This window comes from Oscillibacter sp. CU971, from assembly GCF_905219725.1.
GTDB lineage: Bacteria > Bacillota > Clostridia > Oscillospirales > Oscillospiraceae > Oscillibacter.
In genome coordinates, this window is the sequence record NZ_CAJMXG010000001.1 from 33,770 (window position 1) to 53,727 (window position 19,958).

The following is a 19,958-nucleotide window of genomic DNA, read 5'->3' on the forward strand; positions in this document are numbered from 1 at the left end:
CCCCTTATCCCGGAATCGTGAACGTCTGCCCCGGATAGATAAGGTTCGGATTTTTCCCTATCGTGTCCCGGTTTGCCTCGTAGATTTTGGTGTAGTCCGCGCCGCTCCCGTAAAACTTTTTGGCAAGCGTCCAGAGGTTGTCCCCCTTCTTGACGGTGTAGGTTGTTCCGCCGGACCCGCCGCCGGATTCGCCCCCTCCGCCTGTGTCGGTCGCCGCCGGTGCTGGCGCTGTGGCCGGGGCCGCGCCGCTGGTATTCTGGTCCTCTCCTTTCAGGTATTCCAGAAGCTCCACCGATACTTCCACGGCGTACATATCCCCGTTCTTGTCGGTGTACTCTATCTTGGTTTCGTGGTTCTTGATGTTCCAGCGGTATTTCCCGTAGGCTTTCCCGCCGATCACCAGTCCCAGCGCCTCCGCGTCCCGCTCGTAGTTCCAAATCTTGACGACCTCTTTCAGCGGGTCCACGCCCATTTCCGCCGTCAGAAGGATGTCGAACGAAAAGCGGTCCGGGTCTATTCCGGTAAACTCGGTCAGGGCGTGGGTGTTGTGCCGCTCGTGGGTGGCGTATCGTACCGACCCGCTCCATTTCAAGTTTTTAGGGGTGCGGAATACCTCACGTGACACAATAAACGAAATCCCATCCTCCGGGCTTTTCCCCAGGTATCCAATCAGCGCCACGGCTTCACACCTCCCAAAATCACCCCGTCCCCGTTGAACACAGGGAAGTACAGCACCAGCACCAGGTCGTTGACCTTTGGCATATAGGGCTTGATAATCAAATCGTGCTTGTGGCTCGCAAACGCCGGGTCCCCGGAACCGCCCGCCTCAAACTCCGTCCGCTGCGGCACATCGTAGTCTGGTATAAAATCACGGGTTATCAGCACTGGAAGCCAGTCCGATTCAATCCCCATGCTATCAAACCACACCTTTGCAATGCGCTTTCCGTTGTCCACGGCGGTTACTTTCCCCTCCCGCACGATGTCCTCAATGTTCATCAGTAGTCCAGCACCTTCCGTATCGTGATTTGCGTGGTATATCCGCCGCCGCCCACCGTATGGACCGCTCTGGTGACGATGTATTTCCCGTCCCAGCCGCCAAAGCCTTTGATCTGGACCGTGACCCCGGCCACAAGCCCCACGTCTCCCGGCAGGGTGAAGGTGGCGGTTTTCGCCAGCTTGTTGTGCAGGCGCAGATGCTTCTTTGCCAGCGCTTGCGCCTCGCCCACGCTCCCGACCTTGGCCTTGATTTCCAGGCATTGGTCCCCGGAAACGCTGCTGTCCTCCGCCGTCCCTTCGATGCACTTACCCGTGTTCGGGTCCATGTATCGGACGCGGCACTTGGAATACTTGGTGTCCGCCGAACCGGAGTGCAGTTTGTACTTGATGTACCCGCCCTTCGCTCCTTCTTCAATGGTGAGGACCGGCGCTTTCGCTTCATACTCCGCCTGGTCATACAGCACAAGTTTCCCGTCCGTGACCTTGATGGAGATTCCGGCGTCCTGGCACAGCTTCCGTAAAAATTCAATGTCGCTCTGCCTGGTCTGCTCCACCCGGTCATAGGACGGGTTTGTGCTGGCTTCGTACTGACAGCTCATGCCGCCGTTGGCCGCGATTTCCGATGCAATGCCGGACAGGTTGTAGTTTTTCCACGCCTTTGATTTCTTCGTCTGGCGCAGGTCAGAGGAAAATGCAAGGCTGGAGGCGTTGATTGTCACCTTGGCTGGCGGGCCGGAGGCGTCCACGCTGTCCAGCTCAAACGCCCCCGTTTTCAGTTTCCCGTCCTTCTTCCAGTGTTCCGGCTTGATAACCGCACTGATAGACAGCTTGCCCCCGGCGGCGGCTTCCACCGCCTCTGTCAGCCACTTTTGCAGCCACACCTTATCCCGGTCCTGTACTTCGATTTNCAAGTCGTCGGCCNGNTCGNCCGTGTCGTCCGTGTAGGTGATGCTCTGGAGATNCGNCTTGATGTCCTTTGTAATATCTGTCCCGTCGAACGTAACATCAACCGATGTCCGCCGGGCCAGCACCTTATCCGCCATACCGTCACCCCGCTATCGTTTCCACGGCGGGAGGTTTGCGTTGGGCTTTTCCTCGATTTCCGGCAGGCGCAGCGTGACCCCCGCCGGGAACAGGAGCTTCCCGACGTGTTCCAGGTTTGCGCTCACAAGCTGGTCCGTGTAGTCTGTGCTTCCCAGCTTCCGGTACGCAATCATGTCCCAGGTGTCGCCCTGGACCGTTGTGTAGGAACCGCTCACACCATGGCCCTCCTTCTCATGTCCGCGTCGGCGTCCTCCATGACCTCCAGGACGGCGCTTTTCAGCTCGCCCCGGCTGACGTAATCCTGCCAGGCGTTNACCGTCTCCGGCGACGCCCCAGCTTCGATGTGGAGGTGCAGGTCTATCTTCGGCCTGCCCGCCGCCGCCCCGCTCGTCCCTGTGACCTCCAGGGGCGGTCTTGCGGACTGTACGCCCTGGGCGGCGGTATACCGCGTGTATGCGTTGTAGTCCTCCGCNACCTCGCGGGAAACGCTNNTGGGAAGAATCTGCTCCCCGCCGTGCATCCGCATCAGCTCCGGCCCCTCTTCGCCTACCCAGGACCAGCCCGGCACGGCGTTTGCCGTTCCGCTGGCATAGCCCCGTCCACCGTTCGCATACCACGCGCTGTCGGCGTATTTCGCTGGTCCCAGCGCAAGAGAAGCGGCCCGCGCAACTCTCGCGTATGCCGCTTGTACCTGCGGAAGCATACCTTCCGCCTGGTCGATGTAGGCTTGCACCGTGGCCCGCCCGCTCTCTTTTGCTTCCTCCGACATATCCAGCTTCCCGATTTCTTCTTTCATATNCCGGATAAGCTGGTCCATCNGCTCGTTGAGGCCGGTCGTCCATTCCGCCACATCCCCGGCGGCTTCCTCCTGGCTTGCGCTGATTTCCCCCAGCGTGTCCGCCAGGTCGGTGAGCGCCTGGGTGTTTCCATCGTTTACGGCCTTGACCATGTCGGCGGCAAGGCCCGCCGCCTCCGGTGTCCCGCTCCTGACATACTCCATCAGTGCGTTGTAGTTCTCCTGCGTTACCCCCAGGTGCTCGGCGGATATTTTTTTCAGGGCTGCGATATTGGCGGCGTACCCCTTCCAGAAAGAAAGCTGTGTTTTCAGCGCTTCTTGCGCCGCCGCAACGGTGGCCTCGGCGTCCGCTTTTGCCTCGTCGAACAATCCAAACTGCCCGGAAAAGCTCTCGTAAGCGTCTGCGTATGCCTTCGTCAACGCCTGTACGNATGCCATTGTCTCGTCNAGCGCTTCCCGGNCCGCCGATTCCTGCGCTGTCAGATTGTCTTCTTCCTCCGTGTAGATGCCCAGCGTCCGCATTAGGTCTTGTACCACTTTATCCAGAAGCGACATTTCCTCTTCTGCGGCGGCGACGGCTTCCTTGTCCTTCTCAATGGCCTTTTCGTGTGCGTCCACATCGGATTGTGCGTCGAACAGCTCTTGACTGAGGTTTTCAAGGGAGTTTTGCAGGTCGTAGTATTCCTGGGAGAGAAATGCCGATGCGTCCACCAGCGTTCCAAACTCCCGGTTCTGTTCCTCCGCCTTTTCGCTGGCTTCGGCCCACAGCTCGTTCATCCGCTCGATTGCGGCGTTNTANTTCTGACTGGCCTCTTCCTGCTTGTACTTCGCCATGGTCAGCCCGATTTCATTCTCCGCCGCTTCTTGCAGGACCTCCCCGTACTGGTCATATACGGTGTTAAGATAGTCCTGATAGGCTTTTGCCTGGGCGTTTTTCTTCCATTCCTCCGTGTTGGCACGGAGCGCTGCCGTGTCAGTCTCCAGCGCGTAGGTAGACCGCNCGTACTCGTCCGTGGTGGTGCTGATGCAGTCGGACAGCTCCGGCATTGTCCGCAGAAGCAGCGCCAACGTGTTTTGATACTCCTGGCTCTGTTCCGCGTTCTCTCCCTCTGCGGCCTCCATTTCCTCCAGCTTCCCAATCAGAAAGTCAGCCGTGTTTGCCGTCGCCAGGATTTCAGCCGCCGCGTCCTCATGGGTTTTTCCCGCTTCCTCCATTTCCGCGTTCAGTTCCCGCGCGGCTACAGTCAGCTCCCGCACCGCCGGTCCGCCGTCCCGCGTGGCGTCCACAAAAGTTACTACCGCCGCAGTCGCAGCGGCGGCAGCGCCTACAACTGCTAGGAACGGTCCCGCCGGTGTTGCGAACAGCGACGCCAGATTAAGGGCTTTCCAAACTTTCATTGCGGTGTTCGCACCCACAATAGCGGTCCCCAGCGCCATAGCAGCACCCGCCCCGGCCATAAGGCCCTTTGTGAGCGACGGGTTTTCAATGATAAAATCATTCAGCCCGTTCAGCAGCTCCGTCTTTAGTTGCGTCAGCTCCCGCAGTTCCGGGTTGAATTGCTCTCCGATGGTGGATTGCAGCGCCTCCATAGCGGAGTTTGCAAGCGTGATGTCGCCGTTCAGGTTGTCCAGCTTCACCTTTGCCATCCGCTCCGCCGCGCCGTTGCAGTTGTTGATGGAGGCGTACAGGCTTTGGAAGTCCTCGTTCGTGGCGTTCAGGATTGCAAGCAGTCCGTTGTAGCCGCGCATACCGGCAATGGTCATAGCGTTGTTGACCCGTTCCGCCTCGGTCATTTGGCTGAAATACCCGCGCAGGTCCTCTACTGTTTCCATCAGGCCCTTCATGGAGCCGTCCGAATTGACGGCGGAGTAGTCCAGCTCTCCAAAGGCTTTCGCCGTCAGCGTCACGCCGTCCAGCAGGCCGTTGAAGATATTGCGCAGCGCGGTCCCGGCGCGGGACCCTTTCACGGAGTTGTTCGCCATCAGGCCCACCATCACGGCCACATCCTCAATGCTGTAACCCAGTGCGCCCGCAACGGAGGAAGAGCTTTTGAATGTCTCGCCCATGATGGAGATATTGGTGTTGGAGTTTGCCGCTGCCGCCGCCAGCACATCCGCAAAGTGCGCGGTATCCGACGCTTTCAGCCCAAAGGCGGACAGGTTGTCCGTTACAATATCGGATACTTGCGCCAGGTCCTCCCCGGCTGCTGCCGCCAGGTTGATAACGCCGTCCATGCCGTTCAGCATTTCCCGTGCGTCCCAGCCTGCCATCGCCATATACTCCATAGCGTTGGCGCTCTGCTGCGCGGTAAACTTGGTTGTTNCTCCCAGCTCCTTTGCCTCCGCCGTCAGCGCCGCCANTTCCGATGTGTTGGAGTTGGCGATTGCCTCCACAGCGGACATTGCCTGTTCAAAGTTTCCGGCCACTTCCACGCACTCCATGTAGGCGTCCGCGATTGACTTCATGGCCACGGTGATACCGGCGGCTGCAATGGCACCGCCTACGGCCTCTATGGCCTGTACGCCAGCATTGCCGAACCCTCCCGCTCCCTCTGCGGCTTTCTTCTGCTCTTCGGTCAACTCTTGGATTTTGGCGGTCAGCTCGGCGTCCTTGCNCGCGAGGTCGGATGTACTTACCCCCGCCGCGTCCAGCCGGTCCTTTGTCTCCCCCANCTTTTGCCGCAGCTTTTCAANCGCCGCCTCCGTGTTGTTAATGCGCTGTTCCAGCTTGAGCTTTTCCCGCTCCAGCGCGGTTGTGGAGCCGGTGGTTTCCCCGATTTGCTTGTTGACAAGCTNNTACTGCCGNTTCAGGTTTTCCAGCTTTTGCGACGTATTCTGTACCGCCGCCGCCTGCTTCTCATAGGCTTTCACGTCCCGCTGAATAGCCTGGAGGTTTTTGATTTCCGTGCCCAGCCGTATAAACTCCTGCTGTGCCTTTGTGAACGTGCCGGAAAATCCGCCGTTCAGTACAGCGTTCAGAATAAAGTCAAAGGAATACTGCTTTTGCGCCACTTCGTCGCCTCCCTATCATCCATTCCCCGGCAGGCCGAAAAGCTCCTTCGCCTTATTTCCCGTCAGGCTGGCTGGAATTTTTTCGGGTGCTTTCGGCTTTTTCTTCTCGTTCAATTCATTGGTGGCCTGAATCCAGCCGCCATACTGCCAAAGAGGGACGCCCAACCAATCCAGCGGCGAACCGCCGTTATGCCGCGCCAGAAGGATACATTGCTTTCGGAGCCAAAGCCCTTCGACTTTTACTCCGCACGCAGCAAAAAACCCCGCGCTTTCCTCGTAATGGCCTGAAAATCGGTCAGGGGCATTTCCTTGATTGCCCACCCGTCAATGACCCGCTTGCCCTTCTCGTCCCGCTCGGTGCAGGCCCGCGCTGCCATACCCGCCAGGAAGTCCCCGGTAAACGCCGGAGATACCAGCGTGCGGCCCTTCATCACGATTTCGCTTTCGATTTCCAGGTGGTCCCCGCCGTTCAGCGCGGTCCAGTCGAACGTCAGCGTCTCATAGGTCTTGCCCTTCCACGGGAACGGATTCTTGAACGTGTGGGTATAGCTCCCGGTTTCCTACNCCTGCCTGGCTTCCTCCGCCACCCGCTCGGCCTCCGCCGCGTCCTGGGCCACGCCCTCCATGTCCAGCTTCTTTTCCTCTGCGCTCATAGGTAAAGCTCCTTCCTGTATTTGATAAGCCGCCCCTCCAGCTCATGAAGGGGCGGCTTTATTTTCGTTTCCCCGTCCTAAAACAAAACCGCAGCCCAGCGTAGCGGGTGCGGTTTTGATAGGAGAAAGGAGCCTGCGGATATGTAGCTTTCGGCGTTAGCCGGAAGCGCAATGCAGCAGGCTTCTTTCGACTACATCATGCCCATGNCCTTTCTCACCANGGCGGCGTTGTCCACGCCNTTGATTTCGTGGACCTGGTTGAACTGGTCAATGTCAATGACCTTTGCCCCGTTCTTATACACCGTGTACTTGCACACGCTGTAGGTGCCGGAGGCGTCGGCGGCGCTGGCCGTCTGGATGGTCCCCTGGTTGATCTCCGTGGGCCGGATGGACAGCTCAAAGCGAATCGGCTCCAGCTCTTCCTTCCGGGTCACGCCGTCAAAATACTGGTCCGCCAGGTACAGGGCCACGTCGTGCCACTCGTTGGTGCCGAGCTGTACAATGGCGTCCGCCACGCTGGAGAACTCGATATTGATGGTCATGGCCTCAATCATGCTTGCCAGAGGGATAGTCACGTCGCCCATGAGCGCCGCGCCTGTGGCGGTGACGGTCTTGTACTTGATGGGGGGCATTGTCACCTTGGCAACGCCGATCAGCGCCCCGCCATTCTCGTACATGAGGTAATCAATATGGCCGTTCGGATAAATCATCTTCTATTCCTCCTTACGCCGCCAGCGCCGTCTCCATGTAGGAAACGTCGTATTCCAGAATGAAGTCGATTTCCTGCGCGGGTACGGGCGGCGCGTTGTAGATGTGCAGCGTGATAATGCCGTCCAGCAGAGAGGTCAGCGGATTTTCCTCCGCCAGCATTTCCGCCCGCGCCCCGTAGAGGTAGCCGCCGCCGGTCAGCCCGCCCAGCCAGATATTGCAGGTCTGCAAGATGCTGTCCCGCAGCGCCGGGGTCATGGGCTTGTCCAGCTTGGACCAGAACGTGCGAATAAGGGTGTTCCCGATGAAGTCAAACATACGGGACACGGGGATGAACTGGTCCTTCACGTCCGTATTGCCCGGATAGCAGGCGGTGTAGTTGCCCTTGGCGACCCACCCGGAATCCAGGAAGTTGACCGCCGTAACGACGCCCCAGCTCCCCGCNATAAGGNCCACNTGGTTCCACGTCAGGTTGACCGGCGTACCGTCCGCCAGCACGCAGGCGTCCATTTTCAGGTTTTTGTTGGACGGGGATTCGTAGGGGATTCCCCGGTTTCCGGCGTCCACCGTCGCCATCAGGCCGCAGAGCTGGGTAGACAGGTGGAAGCGGTAGTCTCCGAGCTGCACCATAGGCCAGCAAATAATCTGGTCCACNTNCACAANGNTGNTTTTGTTCTTGTAGCCGGAGAGCTGGGAGTATTCGGTCACGCCGTCCTCGCCGCAGTCCGCGTCGATAACGGCCTTGCCCTTGAACAGCCCATTGATAGCCGCCGCCTTGGTCGCCATCACAGCAGCCACGACGGTATTGTGGGACCAGCCGGGGGCGGCGACAAGGTCCGGGACCAGGCCCACCGCCGTCAGGCAGGCGTCCACCTGGGCCACGCCGTCCACCACGTCGGCCACCGTTGCGGTCTTGGGGTCCGCCGCGCTGTAGGCAACGCTCACCGTCTCCGCGTCATAGGCGCTTCCGTCCTCCAGCAGCTCCACGATGCAGACGTAGGTATCCGTGTTGTCCCGGTCGTTGAGGATGCTGTAGTCCGTGTCCCGCTCCAGCGCCCGCGTTGTAGCCGCCTCGCCTGCGCCCTCTGCCACGCTGACCTTGATGGTGTCCGCAATCGCGTCCACGGAGACGGCAACCCTGTGGTCGGCCACGGTATAGTCCGCCGCCGCCTCTTCCCGCTTCATGCTGGCCGGGTCGTTGATGTTGCAGAAAATGACCGGCTGCGCCCCGAAAAGCTGGAGGTGGGAGTACATGAACTCGCACAGCGTATAGCTCTCCCAGTCATAGGAAAAGCCCAGCTTCTCCACCGCCTCGTCCCAGCTCGTCACCAGCACGGGGACGTTGGACTTGGCAGGCTTCGCCGCAGACTGCACCGGCGCGGTCCCCACCACAAAGGGGATGCCCACCGTTGCCACCTTCGGCGTCTGGACGGACGTAGCCTTTTCAAAAACGTGTACGCCGAGTTTCGCCATTGTTACTTACCTTCCTTTCCCGCCAGCTTCAGCTTCATGTAGTTGGCGTACAGTGCGTTGCCGGGGGCCTTGACCTTCAAACGGGCCTCCGGCAGCGCGTCGCCGGAGACGATAAGGGTCTTGACCAGCGGGTACGCCTTGATAGCCTCCGCCGCCTGTTTCAGCGCGTTCGCCCGCGTCCCCCGGTAGATGGTCCCGGTCTGGATGTGCTTCTTGATGTTGGNGCCGATGTAAATGTAAAAGCCGGAGGGACACGTCCCCGCCCGGCTCTTCTTCTCGTTCCCCGTGTTGTCCGGCCCTGTCACGGGCGCGGTGGTTTCTTTCTTCGCCATGTGCGCTCAAATCCTTTCCTTTCAGATTCTTGGGTCCGTCTTTGGGTAGCTGTCTTGCAGGTGCCTTACGGCTTTGTCGTCCGGTAGCCAGCCGTGCGCCACCCGCGCCGCCTCGATTCTTGTTACCGGCGGCAGCTTCCAGGCCGTCACCATTTCCCCCAGGTAGAACGGCGCGGTTCCCCGCTCTCCCGTTTCCGGGTAGACCATTTGGTTGATACCTTCCTTTAGGTCCAGCTCAAAGACCTTGTTCAGTGTCGGGTACATCAGGAGCGCGATGCGCATTTCCTCCATGATGTTCAGCAGCGCAAGCCCGCCCTCTTCCTCGTCCGGGTGGTAGACGCAGAACACGGACCGGATAACGGCGGAGCTTTGCAGCTCTAACCTGGATTCCCGGCCCGTCCCCTTGTTGGCGTTCTTTAGCCCGTCCTCGCCCGTCACCGCCTGGTGGAGAATGAAGGGTGCCTTTTTCTCGAACGATGTCATGTCCGGCAACCGCGCCAGAAACACCGCCGCCGCCCTGCGCTTCGGCTCCCGCTCGTCCTGTTTTTGCCGCTTCACCGGCATAAGCAGGTCCTTCACCGTCTCCGTGGTAAAGTCTTTCAGCNCGTACAGCANGCCCACTTTGGTTTCGTTCTCTAAGGNCACTCTCTGCAACGTCCTCGCAAACTCCTTTCCGCTACGCCCGGCTGTTCACCGGGCATCCGCTTCAATCCGTTGCTCGTCCTCTCCCCAGCGAAACCGCTGCGCTGGGTTTCGCCGGGGACCCCTCGTGTTACCTCCATCCCGTCAGGATTCGGTACACCGCCTTGTCCAGCTCCGTTTCAAACGTCTCATAGGCCCGCTCGGTCAACCCCTGCGCCACTTGCTGGTTTCCCACCATCTGCGCCACAGAGGACCCCATAATTTCCCGGATAGCGTCGCTGCCCTTGCTGGTGCTTCCGCCGGTCCGCTCAAAGATTCCGATATGCCTGGACTTCATCTGCGCCACAAAGGCGTCCATGAACTGCGTCGGGCCGGTGTCCTGGAACTGGTGGCCCCGTGCGGCCACTCCCTGGTACTGCATGGTCCACGCGCCCTTTACCATGANCGGCTTCTTCCCCGCCGCGATGTCCTGCGTCGGAACNTTGGGGTATGCGCCGCCGAAACGGTACAGCGGTATCTTCCGCCCGGAGAAGGTGACGGTGGCCTGCACGCCGTTCTGGTAGCTGTATCGGACCCGCACGTTTTTCTCTGCGCGGATTCCCGCGTCCGTGATGTCGTACTTCTCCCGGATGGCCTGGTTGCTCTCCCGCCGCAGCCTGTCAACGGTCCGGCTCATGGAGGCTTTCATAGCCTTGTCCACGCCGCCCTGGATACCGGCCAGCAGCGCCTTTGCCCGCTCGATAGCCGCCTGCCCTGCCGCCTCGTTGACCGTGACGGTGACAGACCCGGTGATTGCGTTGGTCCTTGCTTCCGTGTTCATTCGTCCACTTCCTCCAGCTTCAACCGGAACATTCCCATTTCCGTCCCCGATTCCACCACGCGGTATTTGTGGANGAACGTGCCGCCCTCTTCGTCGTTCATGGACAGCATGGACCCCTGCTCCGGCTTCACGCCGTTCAGGTCCTTCTCCGCGACGTAAAGGATGATGGTCCGCTTATACAGACCTTGGCCGAAATCGTGCTGCATCTGCACCACGGAGGACCGCTTGCCCTCCTTCGGCCCGCTCTCTATCACGGTGATGTCCTCATATTCCACGCCGTCATAGCGGATTGTCCGCACCTCTCCGTGTTCGGTCGGATTCAGAAACGCGGCGTGAATATCCGCCGCCGCGCATTGCTTGAACGTAGGCGGGGACCCCTCCGGCTCCCCGCCTACTCCATAGTCGAACAGAACTTTCATTTCCCAAGCAGCTCCTTGACCTGCTTGTAGAGCTTCGCCTNCGCCGTCCCCGGCGTGTCAAGCCGACGGCGCATAGCGGGAAACTGTGCCGTGGAGACGATAAGCTGCCGCGCCTCCGGGTGTTCCTTGATGAAGTCCCGCAGCGCGTCGGGGATTCCCCCCTGGAAGGTGGTGTACTGCCGCGCCACGCCCCGCATGGTCGGCCCGCAGTATACACACGGATTCTGGATTCCCGCAAGGATGTCCCGCTCCGGCGTCTCTTTGGCAGGGGCGGTGCCCTCTTCCTGCTCCGCCGTCTCCTGGGTGGTGGTGGCCTCCCCGGCCTGCTCCGCTGTCTCCTGGGTGGTGGTGGCCTCCCCAGCCCGCTCCGCTGTCTCCTGGGTGGTGGTGGCCTCCCCGGCCTGCTCCGCTGTCTCCTGGGTGTTGGTGGCCTCCCCAGCCCGCTCCGCTGTCTCCTGGGTGGTGGTGGCCTCCCCGGCCTGCTCCGCTGTCTCCTGGGTGGTGGTGGCCTCCCCAGCCCGCTCCGCTGTCTCCTGGGTGGTGGTGGCCTCCCCGGCCTGCTCCGCTGTCTCCTGGGTGGTGGTGGCCTCACCAGCCCGCTCCGCCGTCTCCTGGGTGGTGGTGGCCTCCCCGGCCTGCTCCGCTGTCTCCTGGGTGGTGGTGGCCTCCCCAGCCCGCTCCGCTGTCTCCTGGGTGGTGGTGGCCTCCCCGGCCTGCTCCGCCGTCTCCTGGGTGGTGGTGGCCTCCCCGGCCTGCTCCGCTGTCTCCTGGGTGGCGGTGGCGTCCTCGGTCCGCTCCGCCGTCTTCTGGGCAGGGGCGGTGTTCTTCTTATCTGTTTTCTTACCTCTCGCCATTTCCATTCCCTCCATCAGCACACGGTAGCAACCAGCCAGCTATCCACCTTGTCGGGGATAGGCAGGGGCCGGGCGTCGAGCTGGAGGATGCGCCGCTCCGGGTTGTGGANGATGTAGGAGTGCATCAGGCGNGAGGTCTGCGCGGTCACAAGCTGCTTGCTCTCGTCATAGTAGCTGCACGCGCCGTAGGCCATGATGAAACTCGCCGCCGAGGAAATCAGGATAATCATGTTGTCGTCCACCAGCGGCTTGACGGTGGGGTTGGCCGGGTNCGTCCAGTCGTCCANATAGACGCCCGCATACTGCATGATGTCCAGATTGGGCTTGTTCAGGTGGCCGATGTAGCTGACGCCGCCCGGCAGTTCCCTGGGGGCGATGATGCCCAGNTCCACCCGCCGGTTGTCCAGCTTCTTCATCACGTCCGCGTCGTCCAGGAACTTGCGCAGGGCGGTCTTGCCCATGATGGCCGTATCCACGTTGGCAAAGCCCTCGATAAGCACCCGGCTCACCCAGTCCTCCAGGTTGTTCAGGATTGCCGCCTTGCTCCCGCCCCACTGCTCGTCGCCGGTCAGGCTGACCGTGNTGGTGAAGTCAAAGTCGATGTCCTCCTTCACACCGGGACCCTCCACATGGATAAGGCCGGTCTTGATGGCCTCTGCGCACATATATTCCTCCCGGCGCGTACAGGCGTCGTTCAGGGTCGCGTATTCCTCCATCAGCTTCCGCGCCGCCCGCTCGNCGGGCGTCATGCCGCTGTAAAGGTCCTCGCCGGGGAGCCGGGTCATCATCTGCGCGGCGGTGGTCACGATGTAGCNAGACACCAGCGGCGCGGCATAGCTCTTGGTCTGAAATCCGTCCATCTTCACGGCCTTGCCGCCCGCGTCCGGGTGGACGTAGGGCAGGATTTTCCGGTCTCCCTTCATCAGGTCCATGTCCACCCGCTCGGTGGGGAAGGTAATGACCCGGTTGAAGAACGTGTCCCNGAAGTAGGTGGGGATGGGCGGGGTCTGCCGCACCACCTCCGCCATATACCGAGGCTGGTAAATATCAATCGCGTTAGGCATAATTCATTTCCTCCTTTTGTGTGCAAAAATTTTCCCGCCCCCTTGCGGGAAGCGGGAATGTTTATTTCAGGAAAATGCCGATGTTCCGCAGCACCGTTTCCACGTCCGCCGCCGTCATGCCCTCCGGCAAAACCAGGCTGTCGGCAAAGTATTCTCCGGTGAGCCATACCGGCCCTTCCTCGTCCGCCCGGATGCTGTCCGGCACCAGGCCGTAGACACTGGCCTTGTTGTCCGCCGTCAACAGCGTCAGCTTGCCGTCGCCGTCCAGCGCCACGGGCGCGTGGGCGGGGATGTCCGCCGCCGCCACCTTCACGGCCTTGGCGACAGGTCCGATTCCCGCCTCGAAATATCCCGGCTCGGTGCTGAATTTCTTGACGCTCAAATCCATGCTCATGTCGTTTTTCCTCCCCTTACTTTTTCTGGCCCACGCTCTTGATAGTCGCCAGGAACTCGTCGCCGCTGGTCATACCGGCGGGCTGGGCGCTGGTGACGCCGTTGACGCCGCTGCTCTCCGCGTCCTTCTTCACCTGTGCCAGATAGGTCGCGCCCTGGGTCTTGGCGTTCTTGACCATTGCCTCGGCAAATTCCGCCGCGCTCATGGTCTTGGTGAACTTGGCTTCTGCCGCCAGCTTTTCGCTGCCGGGCAGGGCCATATCCTCAATGCTCTGGATGCGTGCCCGCTCGGCGTTGGTTGCAGCCTCCGTCGCCGCCGCCACCGCCGCTTGCTCGATTTGGTCAACCAGCGCGGGATAGGCTTTCCGCAGGTCGTCCACAGTCTTGATGTCTTTCGGGTCCATGTCCTGTACCTCCTGTTGTTTCTCCGGCTGTCCCGCCGGTTTTGTATTTGCAGGCCGTCCGGCGGCGGGGGCCGTCAGACTGTCTTGCACGAATTTAGGGGCCTTGTCGAACGGCAGGCCCATACTGACGCTATTAACAAAGAGGACGCCGTTGCGGTTCTCCACAACTGCGTCCTCTTCGTTATCCGTCAGCTCGTCCACAAAGCCGTTTTCTTTTGCCTGGGGGCCTGTCCACCAGCTCGTCGCGTCCATCCACCCAGCCACCTCGTCCTTCTCCCGGCACGTTTTCTTGGCGTACAGGGTGACGATGTTCTCCCGTATGGTGGTGATGGCGTCGATGTACTGTTGCAGCGTTGCCGCGTCCGCATAGCCGAACAGCCCCATCTTGACCGGGTGAATCATATAGGTGCTGTCGTTCGCCGCGATAACCTTGTCACAGTGGCAGGCAACGATTGTCGCCGCCGACGCGCATACGCCGTCGATGTAGGCCGTCACATGGGCCGCGTTCCGCTCCAACATATTGCCGATGGCCTGTGCGGCGAACACGTCACCGCCTCCGCTGTNGATGCGCACNGCAATCTCGNTCACGGCTCCCAGGCCGTCCAGNTCCTCGGCAAACTGCTTTGGGGTCACTTCATCCCCCCACCAGCTTGTGTCCGCAATGTCGCCGTATAGCAGCAGCTCCGCGCCGCCTCCCGCCATATTGCGGAATTGCCAAAACTTATTGGGCATTTCCCGTTNCNCCTTCTTGCCCGCCTGTGTCCGGCGGCGTCTNTCCCGCTCCGCTGGGCGGCGGGTTTGCGATCTTGTCTACCTCCCGTTTTCGCGCGGCCTCTATCGCCCGCTTGCGAATGTTCCGGTTGTAGTCCCCTCCTGTGAGCTGGGCCGTCTCTTCCTCCGCCGTGGAGAAACCGGCGTCCACACGCTTTATAGCGGCCTCTACCTCCTGGGACGGATTCAGCGCTGTCCGGCTCGGCCCGTTCCACTTGCAGTCGGCATATGCCTTGCGGATTGCCGGGTCGCCAAAAAATCCCGGTGCCTTGATACGTCCTCGCGCCACCGCTTCGGCAAGCCACGCCTCATAGACCGGTTGGCAGAAGTCGTCCGAAAACCAATCCCTCTGCATCCCGCAGGTTCGCCAAAACTCGTTGAGGGACCCGCGCGCGCTGCTGAAATTCTGCGTAAACTGCTTTTCCAGTACCTCCGGAGGGATTTCCAGCGCTGCGCCGATCTCCTTTACCATGGCGTTGAAAAAAGCGTCGTACCCGCTGTTCGGGTGTTCCGGCTTCGCAAACTCTACCGTTTCCCCCGGATTCAGCGCCACGATTGCGCCGTTGCCCAGTTCGATAGTCCCCTGGTCCTGCGCGTCAATGAGCTGTTCCGGCGGCAGCGCCTCGCCTATTGGCTTCCCGTTCTGCACGGTGGCGGACTGGATAAAAACCGTGAACATGGCGGATATAACCGCCGCCGTGATCTCCGCTTCGGTATACCGCCCCAACTGTTTCAGCGCCTCCAGGACCGGGGCAAGAACAGGGACGCCCCGGCGCTGGCCCGCCCGTTCCCGGTTCATCACATGGAGGACGTTCGGCCTCCCGCTGCTCCCGTAGGCTTCTACCCGCGTCCATTCCAGCGCGCCCGCCTGATTGGAGAGGCTGGACAATGGGTGCTGGTTGCATATCCAGTAGGCAATTACCATACCGTCGGCGTCCGTCTCCACGCCCTGTACGATGCTGTGTACCTTGTGACCCTTTACCTCGCAGGGTACAAGGCGGTCGTATCCGTCCGGCGAACACACCCGGTCCGCTTCAATGACGCGCACCCGCAGGCTGTACGGCTGGCCCGGCTGCTCNTTCACGGGCAGCANTGCAAAGGCGTCCCCGTTCATCAGGTAGGACAGGAAAGCAAGCTGTTGCAGCTTGTAGAAATTGTCCACACGGTCCGCGTCACATACCGGCGTATCCGCCCACAGAGCGAACTCCCGCAGGATTTGAGCTTGCAGCGCTTCCGCCTGTTCGTTGGTCAGCCGCAAATAATCAGCGTCGATCTGCGGCGACGGCATAAGCCCGCCCGCCACTACGTTTGTCCGCATGGTTTTCAGCGCGGCAGAGGCCGTCGGGATTCCCATATAGGCGTCGCGGGACCGCTGGCGCAGCACGTCAAGGTTATCCTCGATGTCCTCCTTCGGGCTTCCGCNGTGGTACATCCAGCCGCGCATACTCTTCTTGGTCAGGTTCGCGCCGTAGTTACCGTATCCGCTGTTGACAAACTCCAGCGCCGTTCTCGCGGCGGCTCGCCTCACCGCCCGNACCGGAGNGACGGCGGCAATGNNCCGGNNCAGCAAATTCATTTTTGCCATGCCTGACCTCCCTACACATCACGGATAACCGCACGGAATACCCGGTTCCTTCCGCCGTACTGTTCCTCTGCCGCTGCTACGGCAAGTTTCCCCTCCCAAAATTCGATCTCTTTCCGCACATCGTACAGGTCCGCCCGCGTCNGGCTCCGGCCTTCGATCTGGTATCTCTGCCCGGTGGCGATAGCTTCCTCCGCCGCAAGCCNGGTATTGAGCNTTCTCTTGCAAAACTCTACCGAGTAAATAGCCATTTAGATTCCTCCATTCAGTTTCCGGCGTCCCGTCCGNCGCTGGACCACGGCCCCCGGCTCCGGCTTCTGNAGCGGCGGATTGTAGATTTCCAGCGCGGCTGTCGCGTAGTTGCGCAGGTCNAGCGGCTCGTTGCGCTTGTATCCCTCGTCCCGCAGCACCCAGGAGACGGTCATTTTCCCCTTGCGGAACCGCGTGATTTTCATTTCGCTTGCCAGCCCCTTGAAGTAGGTCGCGTCGTACCCTGCCCCCTCGTCGGACGGGAAATGGCAGTAGTTCGGCCCCCGCTCGGTTACGCGCAAGCGCTGGTAGGTAAAATNCTCCCCCGNGNNNACGCNGATTGTGAACAGCGGCGTCTTGACCCGGTTATCCGTGGACGGGTTGCGGATGTACGGCACGCCCTGTCCGCCCTTGCCCTTGATGGCGAACACATAGCGGTTGAACTTGTCCACGGTGAAGCTGTAGACCTGGTTGGACCTGTATCCGCTGTCGATGCACGCGGCGGAAATATAAAGCGCCGTTCCATCCTTCTTGTGAAACGGCGTCAGCAGAAAAGCGTCCAGGTTTTCCCACACGGGATTTTCCATCGTGTCCCCGATGATTTTCTGATAGCGGATGCCCCAGCTCTCTTTGCCGACGCCCCATCCCACGACTTCCACCTCGAAACGGTCCGCCTGCACGTCCACGCCCGCCGTCAGCACCAGCACGTCGTCCGGCACCTCCGCTCCGTACAGCTCCCGCCGTGTGATAAGCGCGTCCTCGTCCACCCGGTCGCCCGGCTCTTCCCACGTCTCGCCCAGCTCCGTGTTGACCCACGTTTTCATCTTCTCCGGGTCCCCCTGGCGCAGAAGCTCGGTAGCAAGCTGGTGTTTCTCCACAACTTCATGCCAGCCGCAGAAGTTGGAGGCCAGCGTGTTCAGGTGGAACCCCCGCGCTTCCGCATTCGGATTCTTCGCCACGAAATGGCCGTGCTTGCCCTGGCGCTTCCATTCGTATTCCCCGAATACCTCCCCGCAGCGCTCGCACTCGTACAGGATTGGCTTTGTCAGGTCGTCCTTGTCGAACTTGATNGGTCCCCACTGGAGCGGCTGGAAATNGCCGCACCNNGGGCAAGGCACGGTCCACTCTTCCATTGTACTGTCCAAAAACTCNNTTTCAATCCGGCTGTGTCCCTTGATGGTCGGCGTGGAGACGATAACTGTTTTCTTGTCCCAAAAGGTCGTTTGCCGCTTCTGCGCCAGCAGCAGCGGGTCCCCCTCTGTCCCGGCGCTCTCCGGGTAGCCGTCCACCTCGTCGGCCAGCAAAACCTTGATGGGCCGCATACGCAGTCCCACGGGGCTGTTTGCTCCCACGATTGTCACATGACCGCCGGGGAAGTTTTTCTTTAGGATGGTGTTCCCGCTGTACCGGCTTTTGGTGTCCACCAGCGCGGACAGCACCGGCATATCCCGAATCATGGGCGCGAGGAAGTCCTTGGAAAGCGCCTGTGCCATATCAAGGGTAGGCTCCATCACCATCACCGGCGCGGGGTAGTAGTGCATATAGTAGCCCAACACGTTCATCAGCATGGCCGTCTTTCCTATCTGCGCGGCGCTCATAATGACCACCTTGCGGATATGGGGATTCCCGATGGCGTCCATGATTTCCCGCTGATAAGGCGCGTTGTCCGTGTTCCATCGTCCAGGCGCGGCGGCGCTCTCTGCCGACAGCACCCGGTATGTATCCGCCCACTGGGATAGCGTCAGCGCGGGCGGCGGTTTCAGGAGTGCGNCGCAGCGTGCGAACATGGCTTNCGTCTGCGGCGCAAGCTCAACAATCCACGCCCTGGCTTCTCTGGTGTTCATCGTCCCTGTCCTTCCTGCTCCCGCCGGGCGACAGCTTCCCCCGCACGCACTGGGGGAATGGGCAGAATACCCGCCGGTCGCTGATTCTGTTTGCCCATATACACCCTTCGCACAGGTCAACCGCTTTCTTCTTCATCGTTGCCCTCCGCCAGCGCAAGGAGCGTCCGGTAGTCGGACAGCTCTTCCAGCGCCTCGTCTACGGCTTTTTTCATCTCGTCGAAAATCTCCGCCTGGTTGCCCTCCATCTGTGCCAGGCGCGGGGAGAGCTTGGCGGGCAGCATCAGGAGCTTGGCGCGGATATTCAGGCACATGGTCTTGATGCCCTTTTCGATTTCCTCCGAACTGTGCAGCGTCCCCCGCCGCAAATCGTTCTCCATGTCCGCCGCTTCCCGCTTGGCGCGGGTGAGCAGCGCCCGCTCGTCGTTCAGGTCGGTTTTCCCGGTCCCCTTCCGCAGATACATGATGTACCGCGTGANGGTCGCTTTCATTTCATNNAAGCCTGGCATCCGCTCGCTGATAATGCCCTCGTCCCGCAACTGCCGGACCCGGCGCGGCGTCAGCGCCAGCCAGTCCGCCACGGCTTCACAAGTGTATAGCCTCATTGTTCATCCTCCAGTACCTTGTCCGGCGGGTCGTCCGATTCTTCCATGCTGGGCACGTCCACGCTGCCGGATGCCCGCATCCGCAAAATGTCCAGCCGTTCCCGCTCCATGGCAAGGCGTGCTGCGCTCTCGTCCAGCCCCCGCAGGCTGTCCGTGATTTTGGCGATACGTCCCTGTACCTTGTAAAGCGCCTCCTGCAAACTCTGGACCCGCTTAAAGGCGCTGTCAGAAAACCGCATGGTCGTGTCGTTCTTCCCGCGTATCTCCGTCATGGCGCTAAGATATACCGCGCCCTCTTCGGCCTTTTCGTACTCCGCGATTTTTTCCAGTATCTTATGCTCGCGGAATTTCAGTATCTTCATTTCGTGTTCCAACGCGGCCCGAACCTCCAGCGGTGTTTTCTCCACAATCTCCCGCTCCTGGTCCGTGAGCATATCAAGAAAGACGGCGCTGTACGCTCCGTCTTTTTCTGCGTTCTTATTTCCCGTTGGTGCTCCCGAATGGGACCCCGCTGCATTTTTCTTTCCTTTACTATTCTTGTTCCCCGGCTGTCCGCCCCTCTTCCTCTTCGGTTGGGGCGGCACAGCTTCGTCCCATTTATACTTACTCTTCCAGTTCCGCAAGGTCTGACGCTTCACGCCCAGCCGGTCGGCCAACTCTGCCAGATTGACTTCCTCGCCACGGCTCCGGCGCTCTATGTATTCAGCCCTGGCGGTATCACGCTCCGCGCTCCGCCTCGCCACAGCGCCGCACCCCCTCTAATGGTAACGGCCCGCGCCGCCTACATATATACCCCGCGTGGAAACGTAGGGCTTCGGCGGACACGGGCACGAAAACAGAAAAGCCCGCNNCNTTTCCGCCGCAGGCCAAAAATTCNTACTATCAATCTATCACGAAAATCGGGACACGGTGTGCCACTTCCTGAAAATTCATAATTTGTTCACAACTCGGCCTCAATTTTTATCCCCCATTTTTTCAGGCCCCCCTTATTTTTTCAGGTCAGCGCGGGGGAAGCCGAAAAAAATTCTTCATACCTAAAAAAATCCTGCGCTCACGGACCCGCAGGCGGCGAGGGGTGTCCAGGGAGTACCTACGGCCTCGCGCGCGGTCTTGATTCGCGCTTGTGCGCGTATGTGTTGAATCTTGCGCGGGCGCGGTTTTGTGGTCCGGCGTGTCCGGTCTGGCCCGGTCCCCGTCCGCCGGTCCGGTCCCGGCCTGGCCCGGCTGGCTGATTGGGGGGAAGGGGGGCGTATATATCCAGCTATCAGGAGACTATACCGCGCGCATAAAACCCCTCCGG

General features: G+C 60.6%; 15 protein-coding genes. All 15 read right to left on the minus strand.

The window, feature by feature from the left end; genetic code table 11:
- Window positions 1-4: 4 nt before the first annotated feature.
- The 15 genes from JX325_RS00150 to terS all read right to left on the minus strand — a co-directional run bounded on the left by JX325_RS00150 (window position 5) and on the right by terS (window position 19,401).
- Window positions 5-625 carry a phage tail protein gene (locus JX325_RS00150; protein ID WP_204789157.1) on the minus strand — a complete coding sequence of 207 codons (621 nt, stop codon included), beginning with the start codon at window positions 623-625 and terminating at the stop codon, window positions 5-7.
- Window positions 626-669: 44 nt separating this feature from the next.
- Window positions 670-996, minus strand: a complete 327-nt coding sequence (locus JX325_RS00155; protein WP_204789158.1) for a hypothetical protein — start codon at window positions 994-996, stop codon at window positions 670-672.
- Window positions 996-2,039 carry a phage late control D family protein gene (locus tag JX325_RS17695; protein ID WP_243413832.1) on the minus strand — a complete coding sequence of 348 codons (1,044 nt, stop codon included), beginning with the start codon at window positions 2,037-2,039 and terminating at the stop codon, window positions 996-998. Before JX325_RS17695 ends, JX325_RS00155 begins: the two co-directional genes overlap by 1 nt.
- A 12-nt stretch (window positions 2,040-2,051) precedes the next feature.
- Window positions 2,052-2,255, minus strand: a complete 204-nt coding sequence (locus JX325_RS17700; RefSeq protein WP_243413833.1) for a tail protein X — start codon at window positions 2,253-2,255, stop codon at window positions 2,052-2,054.
- Complete coding sequence (locus tag JX325_RS17705) at window positions 2,252-5,848, minus strand: phage tail tape measure protein (RefSeq protein ID WP_243413834.1); 3,597 nt, start codon at window positions 5,846-5,848, stop codon at window positions 2,252-2,254. The genes JX325_RS17700 and JX325_RS17705 overlap by 4 nt, the downstream gene beginning before the upstream one ends.
- Before the next feature lie 239 nt (window positions 5,849-6,087).
- Entirely contained in the window at window positions 6,088-6,279 is a 192-nt protein-coding gene (locus tag JX325_RS00165; protein ID WP_204789159.1) for a hypothetical protein, read from the minus strand.
- Window positions 6,280-6,692: 413 nt separating this feature from the next.
- The gene (locus JX325_RS00170; RefSeq protein WP_204789160.1) at window positions 6,693-7,211 is read right to left on the minus strand and encodes a phage major tail tube protein; all 519 of its coding nucleotides are present in this window, start codon (window positions 7,209-7,211) and stop codon (window positions 6,693-6,695) included.
- A gap of 13 nt (window positions 7,212-7,224) precedes the next feature.
- Window positions 7,225-8,682 (minus strand): phage tail protein, encoded by a 1,458-nt coding sequence (locus tag JX325_RS00175; RefSeq protein ID WP_204789161.1) that lies wholly within the window; start codon window positions 8,680-8,682, stop codon window positions 7,225-7,227.
- A 3,081-nt stretch (window positions 8,683-11,763) separates the two neighbouring features.
- Window positions 11,764-12,813, minus strand: coding sequence for a major capsid protein (locus tag JX325_RS00180; protein WP_204789162.1), 1,050 nt, complete (start codon window positions 12,811-12,813; stop codon window positions 11,764-11,766).
- Window positions 12,814-12,874: 61 nt separating this feature from the next.
- Window positions 12,875-13,207, minus strand: coding sequence for a hypothetical protein (locus tag JX325_RS00185; protein WP_204789163.1), 333 nt, complete (start codon window positions 13,205-13,207; stop codon window positions 12,875-12,877).
- 16 nt (window positions 13,208-13,223) lie between these two features.
- The gene (locus JX325_RS00190; RefSeq protein WP_204789164.1) at window positions 13,224-14,342 is read right to left on the minus strand and encodes a head maturation protease, ClpP-related; all 1,119 of its coding nucleotides are present in this window, start codon (window positions 14,340-14,342) and stop codon (window positions 13,224-13,226) included.
- The gene (locus JX325_RS00195; protein ID WP_204789165.1) at window positions 14,332-15,966 is read right to left on the minus strand and encodes a phage portal protein; all 1,635 of its coding nucleotides are present in this window, start codon (window positions 15,964-15,966) and stop codon (window positions 14,332-14,334) included. Before JX325_RS00195 ends, JX325_RS00190 begins: the two co-directional genes overlap by 11 nt.
- An 11-nt stretch (window positions 15,967-15,977) precedes the next feature.
- Window positions 15,978-16,214 (minus strand): DUF6148 family protein, encoded by a 237-nt coding sequence (locus JX325_RS00200; protein WP_204789166.1) that lies wholly within the window; start codon window positions 16,212-16,214, stop codon window positions 15,978-15,980.
- Window positions 16,215-18,056, minus strand: coding sequence for a phage terminase large subunit family protein (locus JX325_RS00205; RefSeq protein WP_204789167.1), 1,842 nt, complete (start codon window positions 18,054-18,056; stop codon window positions 16,215-16,217).
- A 598-nt stretch (window positions 18,057-18,654) separates the two neighbouring features.
- Window positions 18,655-19,401 (minus strand): phage terminase small subunit, encoded by a 747-nt coding sequence (gene terS / locus JX325_RS00210; protein WP_204789168.1) that lies wholly within the window; start codon window positions 19,399-19,401, stop codon window positions 18,655-18,657.
- Between the last annotated feature and the right edge of the window lie 557 nt (window positions 19,402-19,958).

Bases quoted from the DNA above. Each gene is read 5' to 3' on its own strand.
- JX325_RS00155 (WP_204789158.1), bottom strand. From the start codon at position 996: ATGAACATTGAGGACATCGTGCGGGAGGGGAAAGTAACCGCCGTGGAC.
- JX325_RS00165 (WP_204789159.1), bottom strand. From the start codon at position 6,279: ATGAAGGGCCGCACGCTGGTATCTCCGGCGTTTACCGGGGACTTCCTG.
- JX325_RS00185 (WP_204789163.1), bottom strand. From the start codon at position 13,207: ATGAGCATGGATTTGAGCGTCAAGAAATTCAGCACCGAGCCGGGATAT.